Origin of the sequence: Enterobacter sp. BNK-13 (genome assembly GCF_048685015.1) — a bacterium.
GTDB classification, from domain to species: Bacteria; Pseudomonadota; Gammaproteobacteria; order Enterobacterales; family Enterobacteriaceae; genus Enterobacter; species Enterobacter quasiroggenkampii.
Window position 1 is genome coordinate 1 of record NZ_JBLQTP010000001.1, and the last position, 19,544, is coordinate 19,544.

The 19,544-nt window shown below is 54.8% G+C and carries 14 protein-coding genes, 2 tRNA genes and 3 rRNA genes; 8 read left to right on the forward strand and 11 right to left on the reverse strand.

Annotated elements, in window-relative coordinates; genetic code table 11:
• Window positions 1-305 precede the first annotated feature (305 nt).
• From ACMGGQ_RS00005 to rrf, 4 genes are all read left to right on the forward strand, one after another.
• Window positions 306-1,847: ribosomal RNA gene (locus tag ACMGGQ_RS00005) — 16S ribosomal RNA — on the forward strand.
• A gap of 85 nt (window positions 1,848-1,932) precedes the next feature.
• Window positions 1,933-2,008, forward strand: a tRNA-Glu gene (locus ACMGGQ_RS00010).
• Window positions 2,009-2,190: 182 nt separating this feature from the next.
• Window positions 2,191-5,095, forward strand: a 23S ribosomal RNA gene (locus ACMGGQ_RS00015).
• A 72-nt stretch (window positions 5,096-5,167) separates the two neighbouring features.
• Window positions 5,168-5,283 (forward strand): 5S ribosomal RNA (rrf, locus tag ACMGGQ_RS00020).
• The 16S, 23S and 5S rRNA genes sit together here with 1 tRNA gene alongside, the layout of an rRNA operon.
• A gap of 239 nt (window positions 5,284-5,522) precedes the next feature.
• Here rrf and ACMGGQ_RS00025 read toward each other — a convergent pair.
• From ACMGGQ_RS00025 to aspA, 6 genes are all read right to left on the reverse strand, one after another.
• Window positions 5,523-5,598 (reverse strand) — tRNA-Phe (locus ACMGGQ_RS00025).
• Between the two features lie 127 nt (window positions 5,599-5,725).
• A complete protein-coding gene (locus tag ACMGGQ_RS00030; protein WP_021240733.1) occupies window positions 5,726-6,301 on the reverse strand; it encodes a transcriptional regulator in 576 nt (191 codons plus the stop codon).
• A 49-nt stretch (window positions 6,302-6,350) separates the two neighbouring features.
• Window positions 6,351-8,042, reverse strand: coding sequence for a protein-disulfide reductase DsbD (locus ACMGGQ_RS00035; protein WP_420289431.1), 1,692 nt, complete (start codon window positions 8,040-8,042; stop codon window positions 6,351-6,353).
• Complete coding sequence (gene cutA, locus ACMGGQ_RS00040) at window positions 8,018-8,341, reverse strand: divalent cation tolerance protein CutA (protein ID WP_014168278.1); 324 nt, start codon at window positions 8,339-8,341, stop codon at window positions 8,018-8,020. Before cutA ends, ACMGGQ_RS00035 begins: the two co-directional genes overlap by 25 nt.
• A 113-nt stretch (window positions 8,342-8,454) precedes the next feature.
• Window positions 8,455-9,756, reverse strand: coding sequence for an anaerobic C4-dicarboxylate transporter (locus ACMGGQ_RS00045; protein ID WP_024907357.1), 1,302 nt, complete (start codon window positions 9,754-9,756; stop codon window positions 8,455-8,457).
• 115 nt (window positions 9,757-9,871) lie between these two features.
• Window positions 9,872-11,308 carry an aspartate ammonia-lyase gene (gene aspA, locus ACMGGQ_RS00050; RefSeq protein ID WP_003855923.1) on the reverse strand — a complete coding sequence of 479 codons (1,437 nt, stop codon included), beginning with the start codon at window positions 11,306-11,308 and terminating at the stop codon, window positions 9,872-9,874.
• Between the two features lie 335 nt (window positions 11,309-11,643).
• Here aspA and ACMGGQ_RS00055 point away from each other — a divergent pair, with 335 nt between their 5' ends.
• The gene (locus ACMGGQ_RS00055) at window positions 11,644-12,108 is read left to right on the forward strand and encodes an FxsA family protein (protein ID WP_023616652.1); all 465 of its coding nucleotides are present in this window, start codon (window positions 11,644-11,646) and stop codon (window positions 12,106-12,108) included.
• A 36-nt stretch (window positions 12,109-12,144) separates the two neighbouring features.
• Here the strand turns inward: ACMGGQ_RS00055 and yjeH are convergent, their stop codons facing one another.
• Window positions 12,145-13,365, reverse strand: coding sequence for an L-methionine/branched-chain amino acid transporter (yjeH, locus tag ACMGGQ_RS00060; protein ID WP_420289432.1), 1,221 nt, complete (start codon window positions 13,363-13,365; stop codon window positions 12,145-12,147).
• Between the two features lie 179 nt (window positions 13,366-13,544).
• Between yjeH and ACMGGQ_RS00065 the strand changes: the two genes are divergently transcribed.
• Together ACMGGQ_RS00065 and groL are read left to right on the forward strand one after the other, a co-directional pair.
• Window positions 13,545-13,838: a co-chaperone GroES gene (locus ACMGGQ_RS00065; RefSeq protein WP_003855929.1), complete on the forward strand. Its 294-nt coding sequence runs from the start codon at window positions 13,545-13,547 to the stop codon at window positions 13,836-13,838.
• Between the two features lie 31 nt (window positions 13,839-13,869).
• Entirely contained in the window at window positions 13,870-15,513 is a 1,644-nt protein-coding gene (gene groL, locus ACMGGQ_RS00070; RefSeq protein ID WP_008502946.1) for a chaperonin GroEL, read from the forward strand.
• A gap of 65 nt (window positions 15,514-15,578) precedes the next feature.
• Here the strand turns inward: groL and iadA are convergent, their stop codons facing one another.
• The 3 genes from iadA to ACMGGQ_RS00085 are packed head-to-tail and all read right to left on the reverse strand — an operon-like array spanning window position 15,579 to window position 17,857.
• Window positions 15,579-16,742, reverse strand: a complete 1,164-nt coding sequence (iadA, locus tag ACMGGQ_RS00075) for a beta-aspartyl-peptidase (RefSeq protein WP_420289433.1) — start codon at window positions 16,740-16,742, stop codon at window positions 15,579-15,581.
• A gap of 10 nt (window positions 16,743-16,752) precedes the next feature.
• Window positions 16,753-17,214: a YjiG family protein gene (locus ACMGGQ_RS00080; RefSeq protein ID WP_045909556.1), complete on the reverse strand. Its 462-nt coding sequence runs from the start codon at window positions 17,212-17,214 to the stop codon at window positions 16,753-16,755.
• Window positions 17,195-17,857 (reverse strand): nucleoside recognition domain-containing protein, encoded by a 663-nt coding sequence (locus ACMGGQ_RS00085; protein WP_420289434.1) that lies wholly within the window; start codon window positions 17,855-17,857, stop codon window positions 17,195-17,197. Before ACMGGQ_RS00085 ends, ACMGGQ_RS00080 begins: the two co-directional genes overlap by 20 nt.
• Window positions 17,858-18,088: 231 nt before the next feature.
• Here ACMGGQ_RS00085 and ACMGGQ_RS00090 point away from each other — a divergent pair, with 231 nt between their 5' ends.
• Window positions 18,089-18,442, forward strand: coding sequence for a DUF4156 domain-containing protein (locus ACMGGQ_RS00090; RefSeq protein WP_045909554.1), 354 nt, complete (start codon window positions 18,089-18,091; stop codon window positions 18,440-18,442).
• A 65-nt stretch (window positions 18,443-18,507) separates the two neighbouring features.
• On the opposite strand, the gene epmB is transcribed toward ACMGGQ_RS00090, so the two are convergent.
• The gene (gene epmB, locus ACMGGQ_RS00095) at window positions 18,508-19,536 is read right to left on the reverse strand and encodes an EF-P beta-lysylation protein EpmB (protein ID WP_048027837.1); all 1,029 of its coding nucleotides are present in this window, start codon (window positions 19,534-19,536) and stop codon (window positions 18,508-18,510) included.
• Window positions 19,537-19,544 lie beyond the last annotated feature (8 nt).

The window sequence follows — 19,544 nt, forward strand, 5'->3', positions numbered from 1 at the left end:
AACTCCCTATAATGCGCCTCCATCGACACGGCGGATGTGAATCACTTCACACAACAAGCGGTTCGGTTGAAGAGAAAAAATCCTGAAATAACGGGTTGACTCTGAAAGAGGAAAGCGTAATATACGCCACCTCGCAACGGTGAGCGAAAGCCGCGTTGCACTGCTCTTTAACAATTTATCAGACAATCTGTGTGGGCACTCAAAGTGACATGGATTCTTAATGTCTTCGGACAATAAATGAATACCAAGTCTCTGAGTGAACATGCGTAATTCATTACGAAGTTTAATTCACGAGCATCAAACTTAAATTGAAGAGTTTGATCATGGCTCAGATTGAACGCTGGCGGCAGGCCTAACACATGCAAGTCGAGCGGCAGCGGAAAGTAGCTTGCTACTTTGCCGGCGAGCGGCGGACGGGTGAGTAATGTCTGGGAAACTGCCTGATGGAGGGGGATAACTACTGGAAACGGTAGCTAATACCGCATAACGTCGCAAGACCAAAGAGGGGGACCTTCGGGCCTCTTGCCATCAGATGTGCCCAGATGGGATTAGCTAGTAGGTGGGGTAACGGCTCACCTAGGCGACGATCCCTAGCTGGTCTGAGAGGATGACCAGCCACACTGGAACTGAGACACGGTCCAGACTCCTACGGGAGGCAGCAGTGGGGAATATTGCACAATGGGCGCAAGCCTGATGCAGCCATGCCGCGTGTATGAAGAAGGCCTTCGGGTTGTAAAGTACTTTCAGCGGGGAGGAAGGTGTTGAGGTTAATAACCTCAGCAATTGACGTTACCCGCAGAAGAAGCACCGGCTAACTCCGTGCCAGCAGCCGCGGTAATACGGAGGGTGCAAGCGTTAATCGGAATTACTGGGCGTAAAGCGCACGCAGGCGGTCTGTCAAGTCGGATGTGAAATCCCCGGGCTCAACCTGGGAACTGCATTCGAAACTGGCAGGCTAGAGTCTTGTAGAGGGGGGTAGAATTCCAGGTGTAGCGGTGAAATGCGTAGAGATCTGGAGGAATACCGGTGGCGAAGGCGGCCCCCTGGACAAAGACTGACGCTCAGGTGCGAAAGCGTGGGGAGCAAACAGGATTAGATACCCTGGTAGTCCACGCCGTAAACGATGTCGACTTGGAGGTTGTGCCCTTGAGGCGTGGCTTCCGGAGCTAACGCGTTAAGTCGACCGCCTGGGGAGTACGGCCGCAAGGTTAAAACTCAAATGAATTGACGGGGGCCCGCACAAGCGGTGGAGCATGTGGTTTAATTCGATGCAACGCGAAGAACCTTACCTACTCTTGACATCCAGAGAACTTTCCAGAGATGGATTGGTGCCTTCGGGAACTCTGAGACAGGTGCTGCATGGCTGTCGTCAGCTCGTGTTGTGAAATGTTGGGTTAAGTCCCGCAACGAGCGCAACCCTTATCCTTTGTTGCCAGCGGTCCGGCCGGGAACTCAAAGGAGACTGCCAGTGATAAACTGGAGGAAGGTGGGGATGACGTCAAGTCATCATGGCCCTTACGAGTAGGGCTACACACGTGCTACAATGGCGCATACAAAGAGAAGCGACCTCGCGAGAGCAAGCGGACCTCATAAAGTGCGTCGTAGTCCGGATTGGAGTCTGCAACTCGACTCCATGAAGTCGGAATCGCTAGTAATCGTAGATCAGAATGCTACGGTGAATACGTTCCCGGGCCTTGTACACACCGCCCGTCACACCATGGGAGTGGGTTGCAAAAGAAGTAGGTAGCTTAACCTTCGGGAGGGCGCTTACCACTTTGTGATTCATGACTGGGGTGAAGTCGTAACAAGGTAACCGTAGGGGAACCTGCGGTTGGATCACCTCCTTACCTTAAAGAACCTGCCTTTGCAGTGCTCACACAGATTGTCTGATGAAAAGTAAATAGCAAGGCGTCTTGCGATTGAGACTTCAGTGTCCCCTTCGTCTAGAGGCCCAGGACACCGCCCTTTCACGGCGGTAACAGGGGTTCGAATCCCCTAGGGGACGCCACTTGCTGGTTCGTGAGTGAAAGTCACCTGCCGTCATATCTCAAAACTGACTTACGAGTCATGTTTGAGATATTTGCTCTTTAAAAATCTGGATCAAGCTGAAAATTGAAACGACACATCTTAATGGTGTGTTCGAGTCTCTCAAATTTTCGCAATCAGAAGTGAAACATCTTCGGGTTGTGAGGTTAAGCGACTAAGCGTACACGGTGGATGCCCTGGCAGTCAGAGGCGATGAAGGACGTGCTAATCTGCGAAAAGCGCCGGCGAGGTGATATGAACCTTTGACCCGGCGATGTCCGAATGGGGAAACCCAGTGCAATTCGTTGCACTATCGTTAACTGAATACATAGGTTAACGAGGCGAACCGGGGGAACTGAAACATCTAAGTACCCCGAGGAAAAGAAATCAACCGAGATTCCCCCAGTAGCGGCGAGCGAACGGGGAGCAGCCCAGAGTCTGAATCAGCTTGTGTGTTAGTGGAAGCGTCTGGAAAGTCGCACGGTACAGGGTGACAGTCCCGTACACGAAAATGCACAGGTTGTGAACTCGAAGAGTAGGGCGGGACACGTGGTATCCTGTCTGAATATGGGGGGACCATCCTCCAAGGCTAAATACTCCTGACTGACCGATAGTGAACCAGTACCGTGAGGGAAAGGCGAAAAGAACCCCGGCGAGGGGAGTGAAAAAGAACCTGAAACCGTGTACGTACAAGCAGTGGGAGCACCCTTGTGGTGTGACTGCGTACCTTTTGTATAATGGGTCAGCGACTTATATTCTGTAGCAAGGTTAACCGTATAGGGGAGCCGAAGGGAAACCGAGTCTTAACTGGGCGTTAAGTTGCAGGGTATAGACCCGAAACCCGGTGATCTAGCCATGGGCAGGTTGAAGGTTGGGTAACACTAACTGGAGGACCGAACCGACTAATGTTGAAAAATTAGCGGATGACTTGTGGCTGGGGGTGAAAGGCCAATCAAACCGGGAGATAGCTGGTTCTCCCCGAAAGCTATTTAGGTAGCGCCTCGTGAATTCATCTTCGGGGGTAGAGCACTGTTTCGGCTAGGGGGCCATCCCGGCTTACCAACCCGATGCAAACTACGAATACCGAAGAATGTTATCACGGGAGACACACGGCGGGTGCTAACGTCCGTCGTGAAGAGGGAAACAACCCAGACCGCCAGCTAAGGTCCCAAAGTCATGGTTAAGTGGGAAACGATGTGGGAAGGCACAGACAGCCAGGATGTTGGCTTAGAAGCAGCCATCATTTAAAGAAAGCGTAATAGCTCACTGGTCGAGTCGGCCTGCGCGGAAGATGTAACGGGGCTAAACCATGCACCGAAGCTGCGGCAGCGACACTATGTGTTGTTGGGTAGGGGAGCGTTCTGTAAGCCGTTGAAGGTGTGCTGTGAGGCATGCTGGAGGTATCAGAAGTGCGAATGCTGACATAAGTAACGATAAAGCGGGTGAAAAGCCCGCTCGCCGGAAGACCAAGGGTTCCTGTCCAACGTTAATCGGGGCAGGGTGAGTCGACCCCTAAGGCGAGGCCGAAAGGCGTAGTCGATGGGAAACAGGTTAATATTCCTGTACTTGGTGTTACTGCGAAGGGGGGACGGAGAAGGCTATGTTAGCCGGGCGACGGTTGTCCCGGTTTAAGCATGTAGGCGGAGGTTCCAGGTAAATCCGGTACCTTATTAACGCTGAGGTGTGATGACGAGGCACTACGGTGCTGAAGTAACAAATGCCCTGCTTCCAGGAAAAGCCTCTAAGCATCAGGTAACACGAAATCGTACCCCAAACCGACACAGGTGGTCAGGTAGAGAATACCAAGGCGCTTGAGAGAACTCGGGTGAAGGAACTAGGCAAAATGGTGCCGTAACTTCGGGAGAAGGCACGCTGATATGTAGGTGAAGCCCCTGCGGGTGGAGCTGAAATCAGTCGAAGATACCAGCTGGCTGCAACTGTTTATTAAAAACACAGCACTGTGCAAACACGAAAGTGGACGTATACGGTGTGACGCCTGCCCGGTGCCGGAAGGTTAATTGATGGGGTTAGCGGCAACGCGAAGCTCTTGATCGAAGCCCCGGTAAACGGCGGCCGTAACTATAACGGTCCTAAGGTAGCGAAATTCCTTGTCGGGTAAGTTCCGACCTGCACGAATGGCGTAATGATGGCCAGGCTGTCTCCACCCGAGACTCAGTGAAATTGAACTCGCTGTGAAGATGCAGTGTACCCGCGGCAAGACGGAAAGACCCCGTGAACCTTTACTATAGCTTGACACTGAACACTGGTCCTTGATGTGTAGGATAGGTGGGAGGCTTTGAAGTGTGGACGCCAGTCTGCGTGGAGCCGTCCTTGAAATACCACCCTTTAATGGCTGGTGTTCTAACGTAGACCCGTGATCCGGGTTGCGGACAGTGTCTGGTGGGTAGTTTGACTGGGGCGGTCTCCTCCCAAAGAGTAACGGAGGAGCACGAAGGTTAGCTAATCCTGGTCGGACATCAGGAGGTTAGTGCAATGGCATAAGCTAGCTTGACTGCGAGAGTGACGGCTCGAGCAGGTGCGAAAGCAGGTCATAGTGATCCGGTGGTTCTGAATGGAAGGGCCATCGCTCAACGGATAAAAGGTACTCCGGGGATAACAGGCTGATACCGCCCAAGAGTTCATATCGACGGCGGTGTTTGGCACCTCGATGTCGGCTCATCACATCCTGGGGCTGAAGTAGGTCCCAAGGGTATGGCTGTTCGCCATTTAAAGTGGTACGCGAGCTGGGTTTAGAACGTCGTGAGACAGTTCGGTCCCTATCTGCCGTGGGCGCTGGAGAATTGAGGGGGGCTGCTCCTAGTACGAGAGGACCGGAGTGGACGCATCACTGGTGTTCGGGTTGTCATGCCAATGGCACTGCCCGGTAGCTAAATGCGGAAAAGATAAGTGCTGAAAGCATCTAAGCACGAAACTTGCCCCGAGATGAGTTCTCCCTGAGACTTTAAGTCTCCTGAAGGAACGTTGAAGACGACGACGTTGATAGGTCGGGTGTGTAAGCGCAGCGATGCGTTGAGCTAACCGATACTAATGAACCGTGAGGCTTAACCTTACAACGCCGAAGATGTTTTGGCGAAGAGACGAACAATCAAAATTCAGCCTGATACAGATTAAACAGAATTTGCCTGGCGGCTTTAGCGCGGTGGTCCCACCTGACCCCATGCCGAACTCAGAAGTGAAACGCCGTAGCGCCGATGGTAGTGTGGGGTCTCCCCATGTGAGAGTAGGGAACTGCCAGGCATCAATTAGAAGAACCCCGTACCGTAAGGTGCGGGGTTTTTTGCTTTGCACGCCAGAAAACATGCCGGATGACGGCTTCGCCTTATCCGGCCGACAAAACCTGCAGGCCCGGTAAGCGCAGCGCCACCGGGCATGGCAGACCGCACGATCCCACGGTAAAAAGAAGCAAGAATACTAAAGAAGGGATTTATAAACGCAGAAAAGCAAAAACCCAGCCATAGGCTGGGTTCTTTAAATAGTGGTGCCCGGACTCGGAATCGAACCAAGGACACGGGGATTTTCAATCCCCTGCTCTACCGACTGAGCTATCCGGGCAACGGAGCGCATTAAACCGCAATCGCGCCTTATCGTCAACATTATTTCGGGAAAAGCTGTTCAATTGCTTAACTTTGCGGCAATCTGATGGTTTACGCGTCGAATAGGGCAAATTTAACAGGCTCGCTTACGTCAATGCCCCACCCATACGGCACTGAGCAAAGCGCAGAATATCTTCCGCCAGTCGGTGCGCCGTATCCACGTCGGCCTGGCTACGGTTCACCAGCATGCGGCTCAGGCAGCCCTCCAGCACCAGCTCCATCTGTTTCGCCACCATTGCCGGGTCATCCACTTCAAGACGGGTCAGCAGCTCGTGAGTGAAGTCATGCGCTGCCCGTTTTTGCTGATCCGCCAACTGGTGGACAGGATGGTCGGGATCGGGATAGAACGTACAGGCCGCAATAAACAGGCAGCCCGGATAGCGGTTGTTGCTGACACATTCCGTCAGGGCGGTGTAGCGCGCCAGCAGCTTTTGTTCCGCAGTCAGCTCTTCATTCAGCATCAGCTGCCTGCGCCAGATATCAACCTGCTGGCTGAGATAGCGTAGAGCATCATAAACGAGCGCCTCTTTATCCGGCCAGAAGCGCTTAAGATCATCCAGGGGGTAATCGATACGGTCGGCTACCATCTCAAGCGTGGTGCTGGCGATCCCATAAATCTCAAGTAATTGCAGGGCTTGTCCCAGTACGTCTTCGCGTTGCACGGTTGTCTCCTCCGCTATTCCCAACGGTGTGTTACGTTTACAGTGTTGTTTACGGTTGGCGATTGCGCAAATGCGCGCTGAATGCCGCGGCATCCATAAAGCCGGTTACACGCTGTTCTGGCTGCTCCTGCCCCTGTTGATTGAAGAACAGGATGGTTGGCAGCCCGAGCACGTTAAGCTGCTTCAGCAGAGCCTTATCCTGCGCATTATTGGCGGTTACGTTCGCCTGGAGCAGAACAGTCTCTTTCAGGGCGTTTTGTACCTGAGGATCGCTAAAGGTGTATTTTTCAAACTCTTTGCAGGCGACGCACCAGTCGGCAAAGAGATCGAGCATCACCGGCTTGCCTTTTGCCTGTGCGAGCGCGCTGTTGAGCTCATCAACGTTCTTAATCTGGATGAAGTTCAGATGCGCCTGCGTCTGGCCGACCGGCGAGCCGAACGCCCAGTCCTGAAGAGGACGCACGCTCACCAGCGCGGCGGCGAGCAGGAGGATTTGCACCAGGCGCATCCACGCTTTTTTCGCCCCCAGACTGACGATAAACGCCCAGGAGAAGAACGCTACACCGAACATCGCCCACAGGCGAGAGCCCCATACGTCACCCGTAATGCGTTCCAGCAGGAACACCGGCAGCGCCAGAATCACAAAACCAAATGCGGTTTTCACCGTCTCCATCCACGGGCCGCTCTTCGGCAGAAGTCGATTGCCGAAAACCGTAACCAGAATCAGCGGCAGGCCCATGCCCAGCGCGTAAAGGTACAGCGTACCGCCGCCAAGCCACAGATTGCCGCTCTGGGCAATATAGAGCAGGATGGCGCTCAGCGGTGCGGTGGTGCAAGGGGAGCAAATCAGTCCGGCGATGGCCCCCATCATAAACACGCCGCCTGCCGAACCACCCTGCTGGCGATTACTCATCAGCGTTAAGCGGGTTTGCAGAGTTGACGGTAACTGCAGCGTGAACAGGCCAAACATCGACAGTGCCAGCAGGATAAATATCGCCGACAGGCCAATCAGCACATAAGGGTGCTGAAGTGCGGCCTGGAACTGCAACCCGGCAGCGGCGACCACAAGGCCGAGTGCCGTGTAGGTCAGCGCCATACCCTGCACGTAAATAAAGGCCAGCAGCAGCGCGCGGGCGGTGGAAAGGCGCTGTTTGCCGCCCAGCACAATGCCAGAGATGAGCGGATACATCGGCAGCACGCACGGCGTAAAGGCAATGCCGATACCGATCAGCAAGGCCCACAGCGCGGAGAACGGAAGGTCAGCGGGAGCTTCACGCTTCTCGCCTGAAGGAAGAGGGGGAACCGTGGCAGAGGCTTTCACTTCACTAAGCGGAACCACCTTTGTTTCAGGCGGATAGCAGAATCCGGCATCCGCGCACCCCTGATAGGTCACCGTCAGGGTCGCACCTTTATCCGCCTGATTCACCGTAACAGGCACGCTCAGGTGCTGGCGATAGATTTCGCTTTTGCCGTAAAACTCATCTTCATGCCACTCGCCAGAGGGCATCTGTAAAGCGCCCACGCTGGCCTGAGCAGGCGTAATGCTTACCTGCTTGCGATAGAGGTAATAGCCCTCTTTCACCTGCCAGTTAAGCGTAAGGTCATGCTGGTTTTGCTGAAAATCGAAAACAAACGCCCGATCGGCAGGAATGAAGTTCGAACGGCCGGGCGCGTCAAACAACCCGGCAAATACTGATGTGCTGCACAGCAGCAGGATCAGCGTAAGGAAGCGTTGAGCCATGAGAGATAGTCGTTATCGCCATGAACCACTGGCAGGACCAGCAGCTCCGGGGTTTGGTAAGGATGATGAGATTTGAGGCAGTCCAGGAGTGCCTGCTGATTCGCCAGATTGGTTTTGAGCAACATCTGGACTTCGTACTCTTGCTCCAGCTTACCTTCCCAGTAGTAAAGAGAGGTCGCGCCGGGGAGGAGCGTGACGCAGGCTGCCAGTTTTTCGGCCAGCACTTTGGCGGCGAGATCCTGGGCAGAGGCTTCATCAGGGGCGGTACACAGTACGACAACGGCATCAGGCGTGTTCACAAGTCGACCTCCTCATCACGAAAGGTTTCACTATATCACGCAAGGCGGTTGGTCATTAATGAAACGGGCCGCAGAGCGGCCCGATTTTAACTATTTTTACAACCGGGAACGGTTTACAGCACCACGCCACCGATGATAAAGCCGAGGATCACGCAGAGTGAAATGGCGACCACGCCCGGGATCAGGAACGCATGGTTAAACACATACTTACCGATACGGGTTGAGCCTGTGTCGTCCATCTCAACGGCCGCCAGCAAGGTTGGGTAGGTAGGCAGCACGAACAGGGCAGAAACAGCAGCAAACGAGGCGATAGCGGTTAACGGGGTGACGCCCAGCATCAGAGCCGCAGGCATCAGCGCTTTGGTGGTCGCTGCCTGAGAGTAAAGCAGGGTAGCCGCAAAGAACAGCACGACCGCCAGCAGCCATGGGTAGTTATGCAGCAGGTCGCCTGCTACGGTCTGAATGTCGCTAATGTGCGCTTTCACGAAGGTATCACCGAGCCACGCCACACCCAGCACGCACACGCAGGCGCTCATACCGGATTTGAAGGTGCTGGCGTTCAGCACTTCGCTGGTATCAATTTTACAGGTGATGCTAATCAGCGTTGCGATGGTCAGCATGAACACCACAATCGCTTCGTTACGAGGCAGGACCGGGTTCTGGATCAGCCCCACGGTATCGCTGATGGCGGTCGCATAGAACATGACGGCGACAATCCCAATCAGGAACAGCAGCACGGAGCGTTTCGCATGTGGCTTCAGTTCGAAGACCTGGCTGCCGCGCAGGCTCACTTCACCTTTTGCCAGACGCTCCTGATAAACCGGGTCGTCTTTCAGTTCAGCGCCGAGGAAGTTGCACAGCACAGCGGTAATCATCACCGCAATCAGCGTCACCGGGATACAAATCGCCAGCAGCGTCAGGTAGCTCACGCCCATCGGCTCCAGGATACCGGCGAAGAAGACCACCGCCGCGGAAATCGGCGAGGCGGTAATGGCGATCTGGGACGCGACGACCGCAATAGAGAGCGGACGCGATGGACGGATACCCTGTTCTTTCGCCACTTCGGTAATCACCGGTAACGTGGAGAAAGCGGTGTGGCCAGTACCGGCGAGAATGGTCATAAACCAGGTCACCAGCGGAGCAAGGAAGGTAATGTATTTAGGGTGGCGGCGTAGCATGCGTTCCGCCAGGCTTACCAGGTAGTCCATACCGCCTGCCACCTGCATGGCGGCAATAGCGGCAATAACAGCCATGATAATTTCGATAACATCGAACGGGATAGCGCCGGGTTTAATCTGAAAGATAAGGGTAAGAACGAGCACTCCAAGACCGCCGGCAAAACCGATGCCGATACCCCCGAGTCGTGCTCCCAAATAAATCGCCAACAAGACGATGACGAGTTCTGCTCCAAACATAAGGACCTGCCTTGCTTATTAACAAGTTGATATTGAATTGTTGTATTTTGGTAACGCCTAAAAAGAAAAAAGGCACGTCACAAGTGACGTGCCTTAAGAAGCCTAGCCTGAACGGTTACTGTTCGCTTTCATCGGTATATCGTTTCGCTTTATATGCCGGGTGCATCAGGTTTTGGGCCGAGAAGATATCGTCCAGCTCGGCTTCGGTCAACAGCCCGCGCTCCAGCACTACTTCACGCACGCTCTTACCGGTTTCGGCACAAATCTTACCGACGATGTCGCCGTTGTGGTGGCCGATGAACGGGTTGAGGTAGGTGACGATCCCGATGGAGTTATAGACATAACCTTCACAAACTTCTTTATTAGCCGTGATGCCGTTAATGCATTTTTCCAGCAGGTTGTAGCAGGCATTGGTCAGAATGTGGATAGATTCAAACATCGCCTGGCCAATTACCGGCTCCATCACGTTCAGCTGCAGCTGACCCGCTTCAGAGGCCATGGTTACGGTCGTATCGTTACCGATGACTTTAAAGCAAACCTGATTCACTACTTCTGGCACGACCGGGTTCACTTTGGCCGGCATGATGGATGAACCCGCCTGCAGTTCTGGCAGGTTGATTTCATTCAGGCCAGCGCGCGGACCGGAAGAGAGCAGGCGCAGGTCATTACAGATTTTGGACAGTTTCACCGCCAGACGTTTCAGCGCGCTGTGTACCATGACGTAGGCGCCGCAGTCGGAGGTCGCTTCAATCAGGTCTTCTGCAGGCACAACCGGCAGGTTGGACACTTCAGCCAGCTTCTGTACCGCCAGTTGCTGATAGCCATCCGGGGTGTTCAGACGCGTACCGATAGCGGTGGCGCCCAGGTTCACTTCCAGCAGCAGCTCGGAGGTACGCAGCAGGTTTTTGGTCTCTTCGTTCAGCAGTACGTTAAACGCGTGGAATTCCTGACCGAGGGTCATCGGCACCGCATCCTGCAGCTGGGTACGACCCATTTTCAGAATGTCCTGGAACTCAACCGCTTTACGCTGGAAGCCATCGCCCAGCTGGTTGATCGCATCCACCAGTTTCACCACGGAGGCATACACCGCAATACGGAAGCCGGTTGGGTAGGCGTCGTTGGTGGACTGGCATTTGTTGACGTGGTCGTTCGGGTTCAGGTACTGGTATTCACCTTTCTGGTGACCCATCAGCTCCAGGCCAATGTTTGCCAGTACTTCGTTGGTATTCATGTTGACGGAGGTGCCCGCGCCGCCCTGATAGACGTCAACCGGGAACTGATCCATGCATTTGCCGTTGTTCAGCACTTCATCGCAGGCCGCGATAATCGCATTTGCCGCGCTTTTAGGAATGGTTTGCAGCTCTTTGTTGGCCAGGGCTGCGGCTTTCTTCACCATCACCATGCCACGAACAAACTCAGGGATGTCACTGATTTTGCTGTTGCTGATGTAGAAGTTTTCAATCGCTCTCAGAGTGTGGACACCGTAGTAGGCATCCGCTGGAACTTCCCTGGTACCCAACAAGTCTTCTTCGATACGAATGTTGTTTAACATGTGAACCTTCTTTTCAAGCTGCCGATGGATTGTACTAAACACACAGTATTTATGTGGTTTTGAATATTTTCTGGCCGACGATTATTCCCTCAATCAGCCAGATGCTCGAGATCATATGCTGATGATAGCGAATTGCCGTAAGCTGGATCACTTATTATCGAGCCGATTCCATGATAATTATTAATCTGTGAAATGGGTCACCGCTTTAATATTTCCAAAAAAAATATCCGTGCAAACTGATTGAATTTTCGCTAACCGTCACCATCTCATACAAACGCGCGTCGCGAACACATTCAGACAGGGGCCCGATGGCCTCTGCCACACAGGAGATGCCAGTGCGCTGGATACCGTTTATTGCTTTCTTTCTCTATGTTTACATTGAGATTTCCATTTTCATCCAGGTTGCCCATGTGCTGGGCGTCCTGCTGACGTTGATTCTGGTGATTTTCACCTCCGTCATCGGTATGTCGCTGGTGCGTAATCAGGGTTTCAAAAATTTCCTGATAATGCAGCAGAAGATGGCCGCAGGCGAAAGCCCAGCGGAAGAGATGATCAAAAGCGTGTCGTTGATTATTGCGGGGCTGCTGCTGATTCTGCCTGGGTTCTTCACCGACTTCCTCGGCCTTCTGCTGCTTCTGCCGCCGGTGCAAAAGCACCTGACCATGAAGCTGCTGCCGCATCTGCGCTTTAGCCGTATGCCCGGCGGTGGGTTCAGCACCGGGCCAGGCGACACGTTTGAAGGGGAATATCAGCGTAAGGATGAACAGCACGACCGTCTGGATCACAAAGACGATCGGTGATTTTGTTGCCCGGTGGCGCTTCGCTTACCGGGCCTACTAAAGCGCCAGCCACAACACCGCCAGCATGACGATGGCATACACGCTCTTCCATCCCACCATCGCCAGCAACAGCAGGCACAGCAGCCCCCCAACAACCGCCAGTGCTTTATAACGGCCTTTCAGCAAACGGCAGCCCGCCAGCATACACAGCAGGTAGATCATAATAAAAATGCCGTTGGCATAGACGAGCAGCGTATCCAGATTGATCTTCAGGGCGTAAATGCACAGCGTACTCAGCACGCAGCAGCCCAGTACGGCATTCAGGGCATTCAGCGGCAGCTGGCGTTTAGACAGGCGCGCGAGGCGGTTATCAGGTTTATCCAGAGCCTGCGACCACACCAGACGGGCAAAGCTCTGGATATAAATGTTGAGGCTGGCAAAACAGGCCAGATAGCCGATGACGCAGGCGATCCACAGCGCCTTCACACCAAACAGTTCAACTACGATACCCGGCAGCGATGCCGCGGCGGCGAGATCCGCGCCGAACGCGTGGAAGTGCAACACCAGCACGGTACATGCCCAGTAGACCGTACCCGCCAGCAGCAGGCCGATCATCAGCGCGCGGGGGAAATCACGTTCAGGTTGCTTAAATTCCGACGCCAGATGGGCAAAGGCTTCCAGACCGACAAAACACCAGAACATGACGGAGAGCGCGGCAAAAAGCTGCGCGTGGTCGATGTCTGTTACCGCCGGGAAGGGAATCTCCTTTAAGGTGATATCGCCCGCCCACCAGATAGCGGCCACAAGCGCGACAATCAGTACCGCAACCAGCGTCTGCAGGTTGGCGCTGGAGCTGGCGCCGCGTGAGCCCACCCACCAGACGATTGCCAGCGTCCCCAGCTCGGCCAGCAACAGCTGCTCATGATGCCAGCCAAACAGCGCTTGCCCAAAACCTGTCGCAATATGCAGCGCCGCCGGGAGGCCAACCGGAATCACGGAGAGAAACAGCCAGCCGGTCACTCGCTCCAGCCGTGCGCCAAAGGCCAGGCCGACAAAGTGCGCCACGCCGCCCGCGCTGGGAAAATGCCGCCCCAGGATGGCAAACACAATGGCTATCGGGAAAACCAGTACAATCAACACCGGCCACGCCCACAGGCTGTTATTTCCTGCCACCAGCGCCGCCAGTGCGGGTACGGCAAACACGCCCGTACCTAACAAGGAGGTTGAGAGCAGGCCAACACCCTGCGCCAGCCCCAACTCCTGCTTGAGTCCACTCATTGACATCGCCCTGCCAATACCAAAAGAGAGGCGATGGTAACACTTTCGCAAATTTTTTTTTCAACTCCCCCTTGAAGGGGTAAAAAGCTATCCCCATCTCTCAGGGCACTAGTCGGAAAACCGCATGCGGGCCGGCGTCATCCATAACTGATAATGACTTTCTCAAAGGAGAGCTATCAATGAGTATTCGTCCGTTACATGATCGTGTGATCGTCAAACGTAAAGAAGTTGAAACCAAGTCTGCTGGCGGCATCGTTCTGACCGGTTCTGCAGCAGCCAAATCAACGCGTGGCGAAATCATCGCTGTCGGTAAGGGCCGCATCCTGGAAAACGGAACTGTGCAGCCGCTGGACGTTAAAGTTGGTGACATCGTAATTTTCAACGATGGCTACGGCGTGAAATCCGAGAAGATCGACAATGAAGAAGTGTTGATCATGTCCGAGAGCGACATTCTGGCAATTGTTGAAGCGTAATTTACGCACGAGAATTTGAGGAAATAAGAACATGGCAGCTAAAGACGTAAAATTCGGTAACGACGCTCGTGTAAAAATGCTCCGCGGCGTAAACGTACTGGCAGATGCAGTTAAAGTGACCCTGGGCCCGAAAGGCCGTAACGTAGTGTTGGATAAATCCTTCGGCGCGCCAACCATCACCAAAGATGGTGTTTCTGTAGCACGTGAAATCGAGCTGGAAGACAAGTTCGAAAACATGGGCGCGCAGATGGTGAAAGAAGTTGCCTCTAAAGCGAACGACGCTGCAGGCGACGGTACCACCACCGCGACCGTTCTGGCGCAGGCTATCATCACCGAAGGTCTGAAAGCCGTTGCGGCGGGCATGAACCCAATGGATCTGAAACGTGGTATCGACAAAGCTGTCGCCTCCGCTGTTGAAGAACTGAAAGCGCTGTCCGTACCGTGCTCTGACTCTAAAGCCATTGCTCAGGTAGGTACCATCTCCGCTAACTCCGACGAAACCGTGGGTAAACTGATCGCGGAAGCGATGGATAAAGTCGGTAAAGAAGGCGTGATCACCGTTGAAGACGGTACCGGTCTGGAAGACGAACTGGACGTGGTTGAAGGTATGCAGTTCGACCGCGGTTACCTGTCCCCATACTTCATCAACAAGCCAGAGACTGGCGCTGTTGAGCTGGAAAGCCCGTTCATCCTGCTGGCTGACAAGAAAATCTCCAACATCCGCGAAATGCTGCCAGTGCTGGAAGCCGTTGCGAAAGCAGGCAAACCGCTGGTTATCATCGCTGAAGACGTTGAAGGCGAAGCGCTGGCGACCCTGGTGGTTAACACCATGCGCGGCATTGTGAAAGTGGCTGCGGTTAAAGCACCAGGCTTCGGCGATCGTCGTAAAGCGATGCTGCAGGATATCGCTACCCTGACCGGCGGTACCGTCATCTCCGAAGAGATCGGTATGGAGCTGGAAAAAGCGACCCTGGAAGACCTGGGTCAGGCGAAACGCGTTGTGATCAACAAAGACACCACCACCATCATCGATGGCGTGGGTGAAGAAGCCGCTATTCAGGGCCGCGTAGGTCAGATCCGTAAGCAGATCGAAGAAGCGACTTCCGATTACGACCGTGAAAAACTGCAGGAGCGCGTAGCGAAACTGGCAGGCGGCGTTGCGGTAATCAAAGTTGGTGCTGCGACCGAAGTTGAAATGAAAGAGAAAAAAGCACGCGTTGACGATGCCCTGCACGCGACCCGTGCTGCGGTAGAAGAAGGCGTGGTTGCGGGTGGTGGCGTTGCGCTGGTGCGCGTTGCCGCTAAACTGGCTGGCCTGACTGCTCAGAACGAAGACCAGAACGTTGGTATCAAAGTTGCGCTGCGCGCAATGGAAGCCCCTCTGCGTCAGATCGTGTCTAACGCCGGTGAAGAGCCATCTGTAGTGGCGAACAAGGTTAAAGCGGGCGAAGGTAACTACGGTTACAACGCTGCAACCGAAGAATACGGCAACATGATCGACTTCGGTATCCTGGACCCAACTAAAGTGACCCGTTCTGCTCTGCAGTACGCGGCCTCTGTTGCTGGTCTGATGATCACCACCGAGTGCATGGTGACCGACCTGCCAAAAGGCGATGCGCCTGACTTAGGTGCTGCTGGTATGGGCGGCATGGGCGGAATGGGCGGCATGATGTAATCATGTTGTTCTGAACCTCTCAGAACGAACCCCGGGCAGAAATGCCCGGGGTTTTTTATTGCGTGCTATTCGAAAGTCCCTTTGACGCACACGGCACCTTCACGCACCATCTGGCGCCCTTTGGCCCAGACGTCGCGGATCTGCAGGTCATCCGTCAGCACCAGGAAATCGGCATCGCATCCGGGCGCGATCCGTCCCTTATGTTCCAGACCGAGAAACGCCGCCACGTTTTGCGTAAACGGAAGAAGCGCCTCTTCCAGCGGCAACTGATGTCGGTTGACCAGCTGTTGCAGGGTTTCGAGCAGGGATTCGAACCCCGCTACGCCTATACCCACCAGATTGCCGCTCTCATCAAATTTCGGCTGGCTGCCGTTACCGTCAGAACTGAGCGTAAGCCGGTTAAACGGCACCTGAGCCTCGCGGGCCATCACGATGGCGCTGGCGGCGTCAATCGGTTCGCTGATGCTGGTCGTGATGTCGATAAAGCCCCCTTCGCGGGCATAGTTCAGCGCGGCATGGAACAGCGCCCGGGCGCGGTTAACGTGGGTTGGCAGCAGTTTTACGCGGGGAACGTCGGCGTTATGCAGGATGCTTAATAGCGGCTCCAGCAGCTTTGGGCTGTTGCCGAGGTGAAACACGGATATGCCCGCTTTGGCACCCAACAGCCCACCTACGCGAGACTGGGCAGCCATACTGGCGAGCTGGTGGTCTGCTGGCGCGGAAGAACGGTGGTCAGAGATTGCGCATTTCACGCCGATAATTTTGTCTATCAGCGCCACGTCTTTTTCGACACTGCCGGTGATTGTCGGTGAAGGCAGCCCGTACGCGCCCGTCAGCATCCATGCGCTGATCCCTTCATGTTCGAGCGCCCGCGTTTTTGCCAGCAGCGATTCAGGATGGCGGGTTACGCCGTCGGTGCCGAGCAGGCCCACAACGGAGGTGATGCCTGCGGCCACGAGTGCAGACAGGCGAACCTCTGGCGTACGGGTGTGAGGGCCTGCCTCACCGCCGCCCCCGATCAAATGCACATGCTGGTCGATAAACCCCGGGCAAACCACCGCCCCGGCGAGATCGCTTTCCGGGCAGTCTGGCCTCGTTGTTCCCTGGCTCGCTTTTTCGATCGCCACGATTTTCCCCGCAGCGATCAGCAGATCGCAACGTCCTTTATCCTCCGGAGCGAAGAGATGCGCGTTGCGGAAAAGGTGGGGGGCCAGCACTGAAAAATCCATTTTTATCTCCTCAGAAGAGTAGCTGCATCACCCACATCGAGATCAGGGCATTAATGACGCAAAGAGTAATAATATGCGGATAATATTTTGGGTTCACCCCGGCGGTCCCCAGGCAGCGGCCGGTGTTTTGCACCGGATTGCCCATCAGATAGATGGCGGGCAGCAGGATGGTAGCATCGTGGCCGTTGAGCGTGCCGGCGGCGACCAGGCTGGCGCAGACGCCCACGCCGCCCCCCATACTCATCACCGAGGCCAGAAGAACCGTTGCCGCCGCGCCCGGAAGGCCCCACAGCGCCATAATCGGCTCACATAGTTTGCCGACAATATCCAGCAGGCCGGTGACCTTGAGCGCCTGAATGATGACAAACGCCATGACGACGTTCGGCAACAGGCTGGTGGTGGCGATGGTAAAGCCGCGGCGGGCGCCATCAATAAACATATCCATGATATTTTTACGCGGCTGGGCGATCATGTTCTTCCTCCTGAAGACGATTTTCCATGTGGGCGATCCACAGGCGCAGGACGTTCGCGCCAACAAACTTAAACACCAGAATGACGGCCAGCGGCGTAATCACCGGGACGGTAATGAAGGTGAAGAGCGCGGCACCGGAAGAAAAATAGTTGGTAATGATGGCGCTACCGCTGGTCTGGAAGGTGGCGAAAATAGCGCGCTCCTGGTCCGTAATCGCGCCTTCATCGGTTAACTCTTTGGTCATCCCTGCCGCCGCATCGGTGTTTTGCAGGTTGGCAATCAGCGCCAGGGAGCAAACGCCCGGCACACCAAGCAGCGGACGTAAAACAGGCGTCATAAGCTGCTGCGCGGCATGCAGCCCGCCCAGACCTTCGGTCACGGCAATAATACCGAGCGATAAAATGACCGAGGGAGCCAGCTCAAGGGCAAACAGGAAACCGTCTTTCGCCCCCGTTCCGCCCGTTCCGCGAAACGTCAGGGCGCCGTTAACCGGGCCAAAGCTGCCGTTTAAGACGGTAAAGTCCAGCACGCGCCACCAGTCGGTGCTTTTTGCGAAAAAACCGGAGAAAAAAACGATGGTCAGCACAAACGCCAGATAGCCCACCCACGTCACTCTTTCCTCTCCTGAGGATGATGCACTCATGTAACCTCCTTTTCGTTGCGTACAAAAGTTGTACGTCGCATCACTAAAAACGATCGGAGAAGAAAACACGATATCCCAAAGGCCAATATCAGAATTCATTTAGGATATCAGGGAAGGGATGACTGGAATCAGGCCCGCAGAATTGCTCAACGTTTTTCTTTTGGTCATCTTTTAGGTATAAGATTTACACACGGACAACTACTGTCCAGCTTATTGAAAACGAGGAATAACATGCGCGTAAAAGTCTGTGCAGGGATTGTAGGGGCAGCACTGCTGCTGGCGGGGTGTAGCTCCAGCAATGAGCTGTCGGCAGCGGGCCAGGGCGTTCGCTTTGTGGAAGATAAGCCTGGCACTGAATGCCAGCTGTTAGGCACGGCAACCGGTGAGCAAAGTAACTGGATGTCAGGGCAGCATGGCGAAGAAGGTGGCTCAATGCGCGGTGCGGCGAATGCCCTGCGTAATCAGGCTGCGGCAATGGGTGGCAACGTGATTTACGGCGTAAGCAGCCCAACGCAGAGTATGCTGTCCAGCTTCGTGCCGACCGCCAGCCAGATGACGGGCCAGGTCTATAAGTGCCCGAACTGATGTAATGTGCTGATGGCGCTGCGCCCGGCCCTGTAGGGCAGGTAAGCGTAGCGCCACCTGCCTTTTTAGTGCTGCCGCAGCTGCAAATCCAGCGGCGTCTTGCTCGGCTCTCCGCCAATCTCACGTGCCAGCTTCGGCACCATATAGCCTGAAACCAGCGTTAACAGTTCGCGCATGATCTGCCGGGCTTCTTCATCCGTCACCATGAAATGCGCCGCGCCCTGAACGCGATCCAGCACGTGCAGGTAATACGGCATCACGCCCGCATCAAACAGGGCATTGCTCAGATCGGCCAGCACGCGGGCGCTGTCATTCACGCCGCGCAGCAGCACGCTCTGATTCAGCAGCGTCACGCCCGCTTTACGCAGTCGCGCCATCGCCGCGCAAAACGCATCGTCAATTTCGTTCGCGTGGTTAATATGATTCACCAGCAGCACCTGCAGGCGGGACTGCTCCAGGCGTGACACCAGGCCGTCGGTGATCCGTGCCGGAATGACAATCGGTAAGCGGCTGTGAATGCGCAGGCGCTTAATGTGCGGGATGGCTTCAAGCTGAGTCAGCAGCCAGTCCAGCTCATGATCTTTCGCCATCAGCGGATCGCCGCCGGAAAAAATAATCTCATCCAGCTCCGGATGGGCGGCAATATAGTCCAGCGCGACCTGCCAGTTGCGTTTATTGCCCTGATTTTCGGCGTACGGGAAGTGCCGGCGGAAGCAATAACGACAATTTACCGCACATCCGCCTTTGACCAGCAGCAGGGCGCGGTTGAGATACTTATGCAGTAAACCCGGCACCACGCTGTTCTGCTCTTCCAGCGGATCGGTGCTGTATCCCGGCGCAGTAATGAATTCATCCTGCGAAGTAAGCGTTTGTTTTAATAGCGGATCGTCGGGGTTGCCTTTCTCCATCCGTGCCACAAACGCACGGGGAACGCGCAGGGCGAAAAGGCGCTTTGCCTCGCGGCCTGCAAGCAACTCTGGGTGCTGATCGAGGTCTAAAAGACGCAGCAATTCATCAGGACTGGTGATTACATCGGCAAGTTGCGATAACCAATCTTCTCTGGACGGGGTGTTTAGGGTTACAATATGCGCCATTTTGTGGC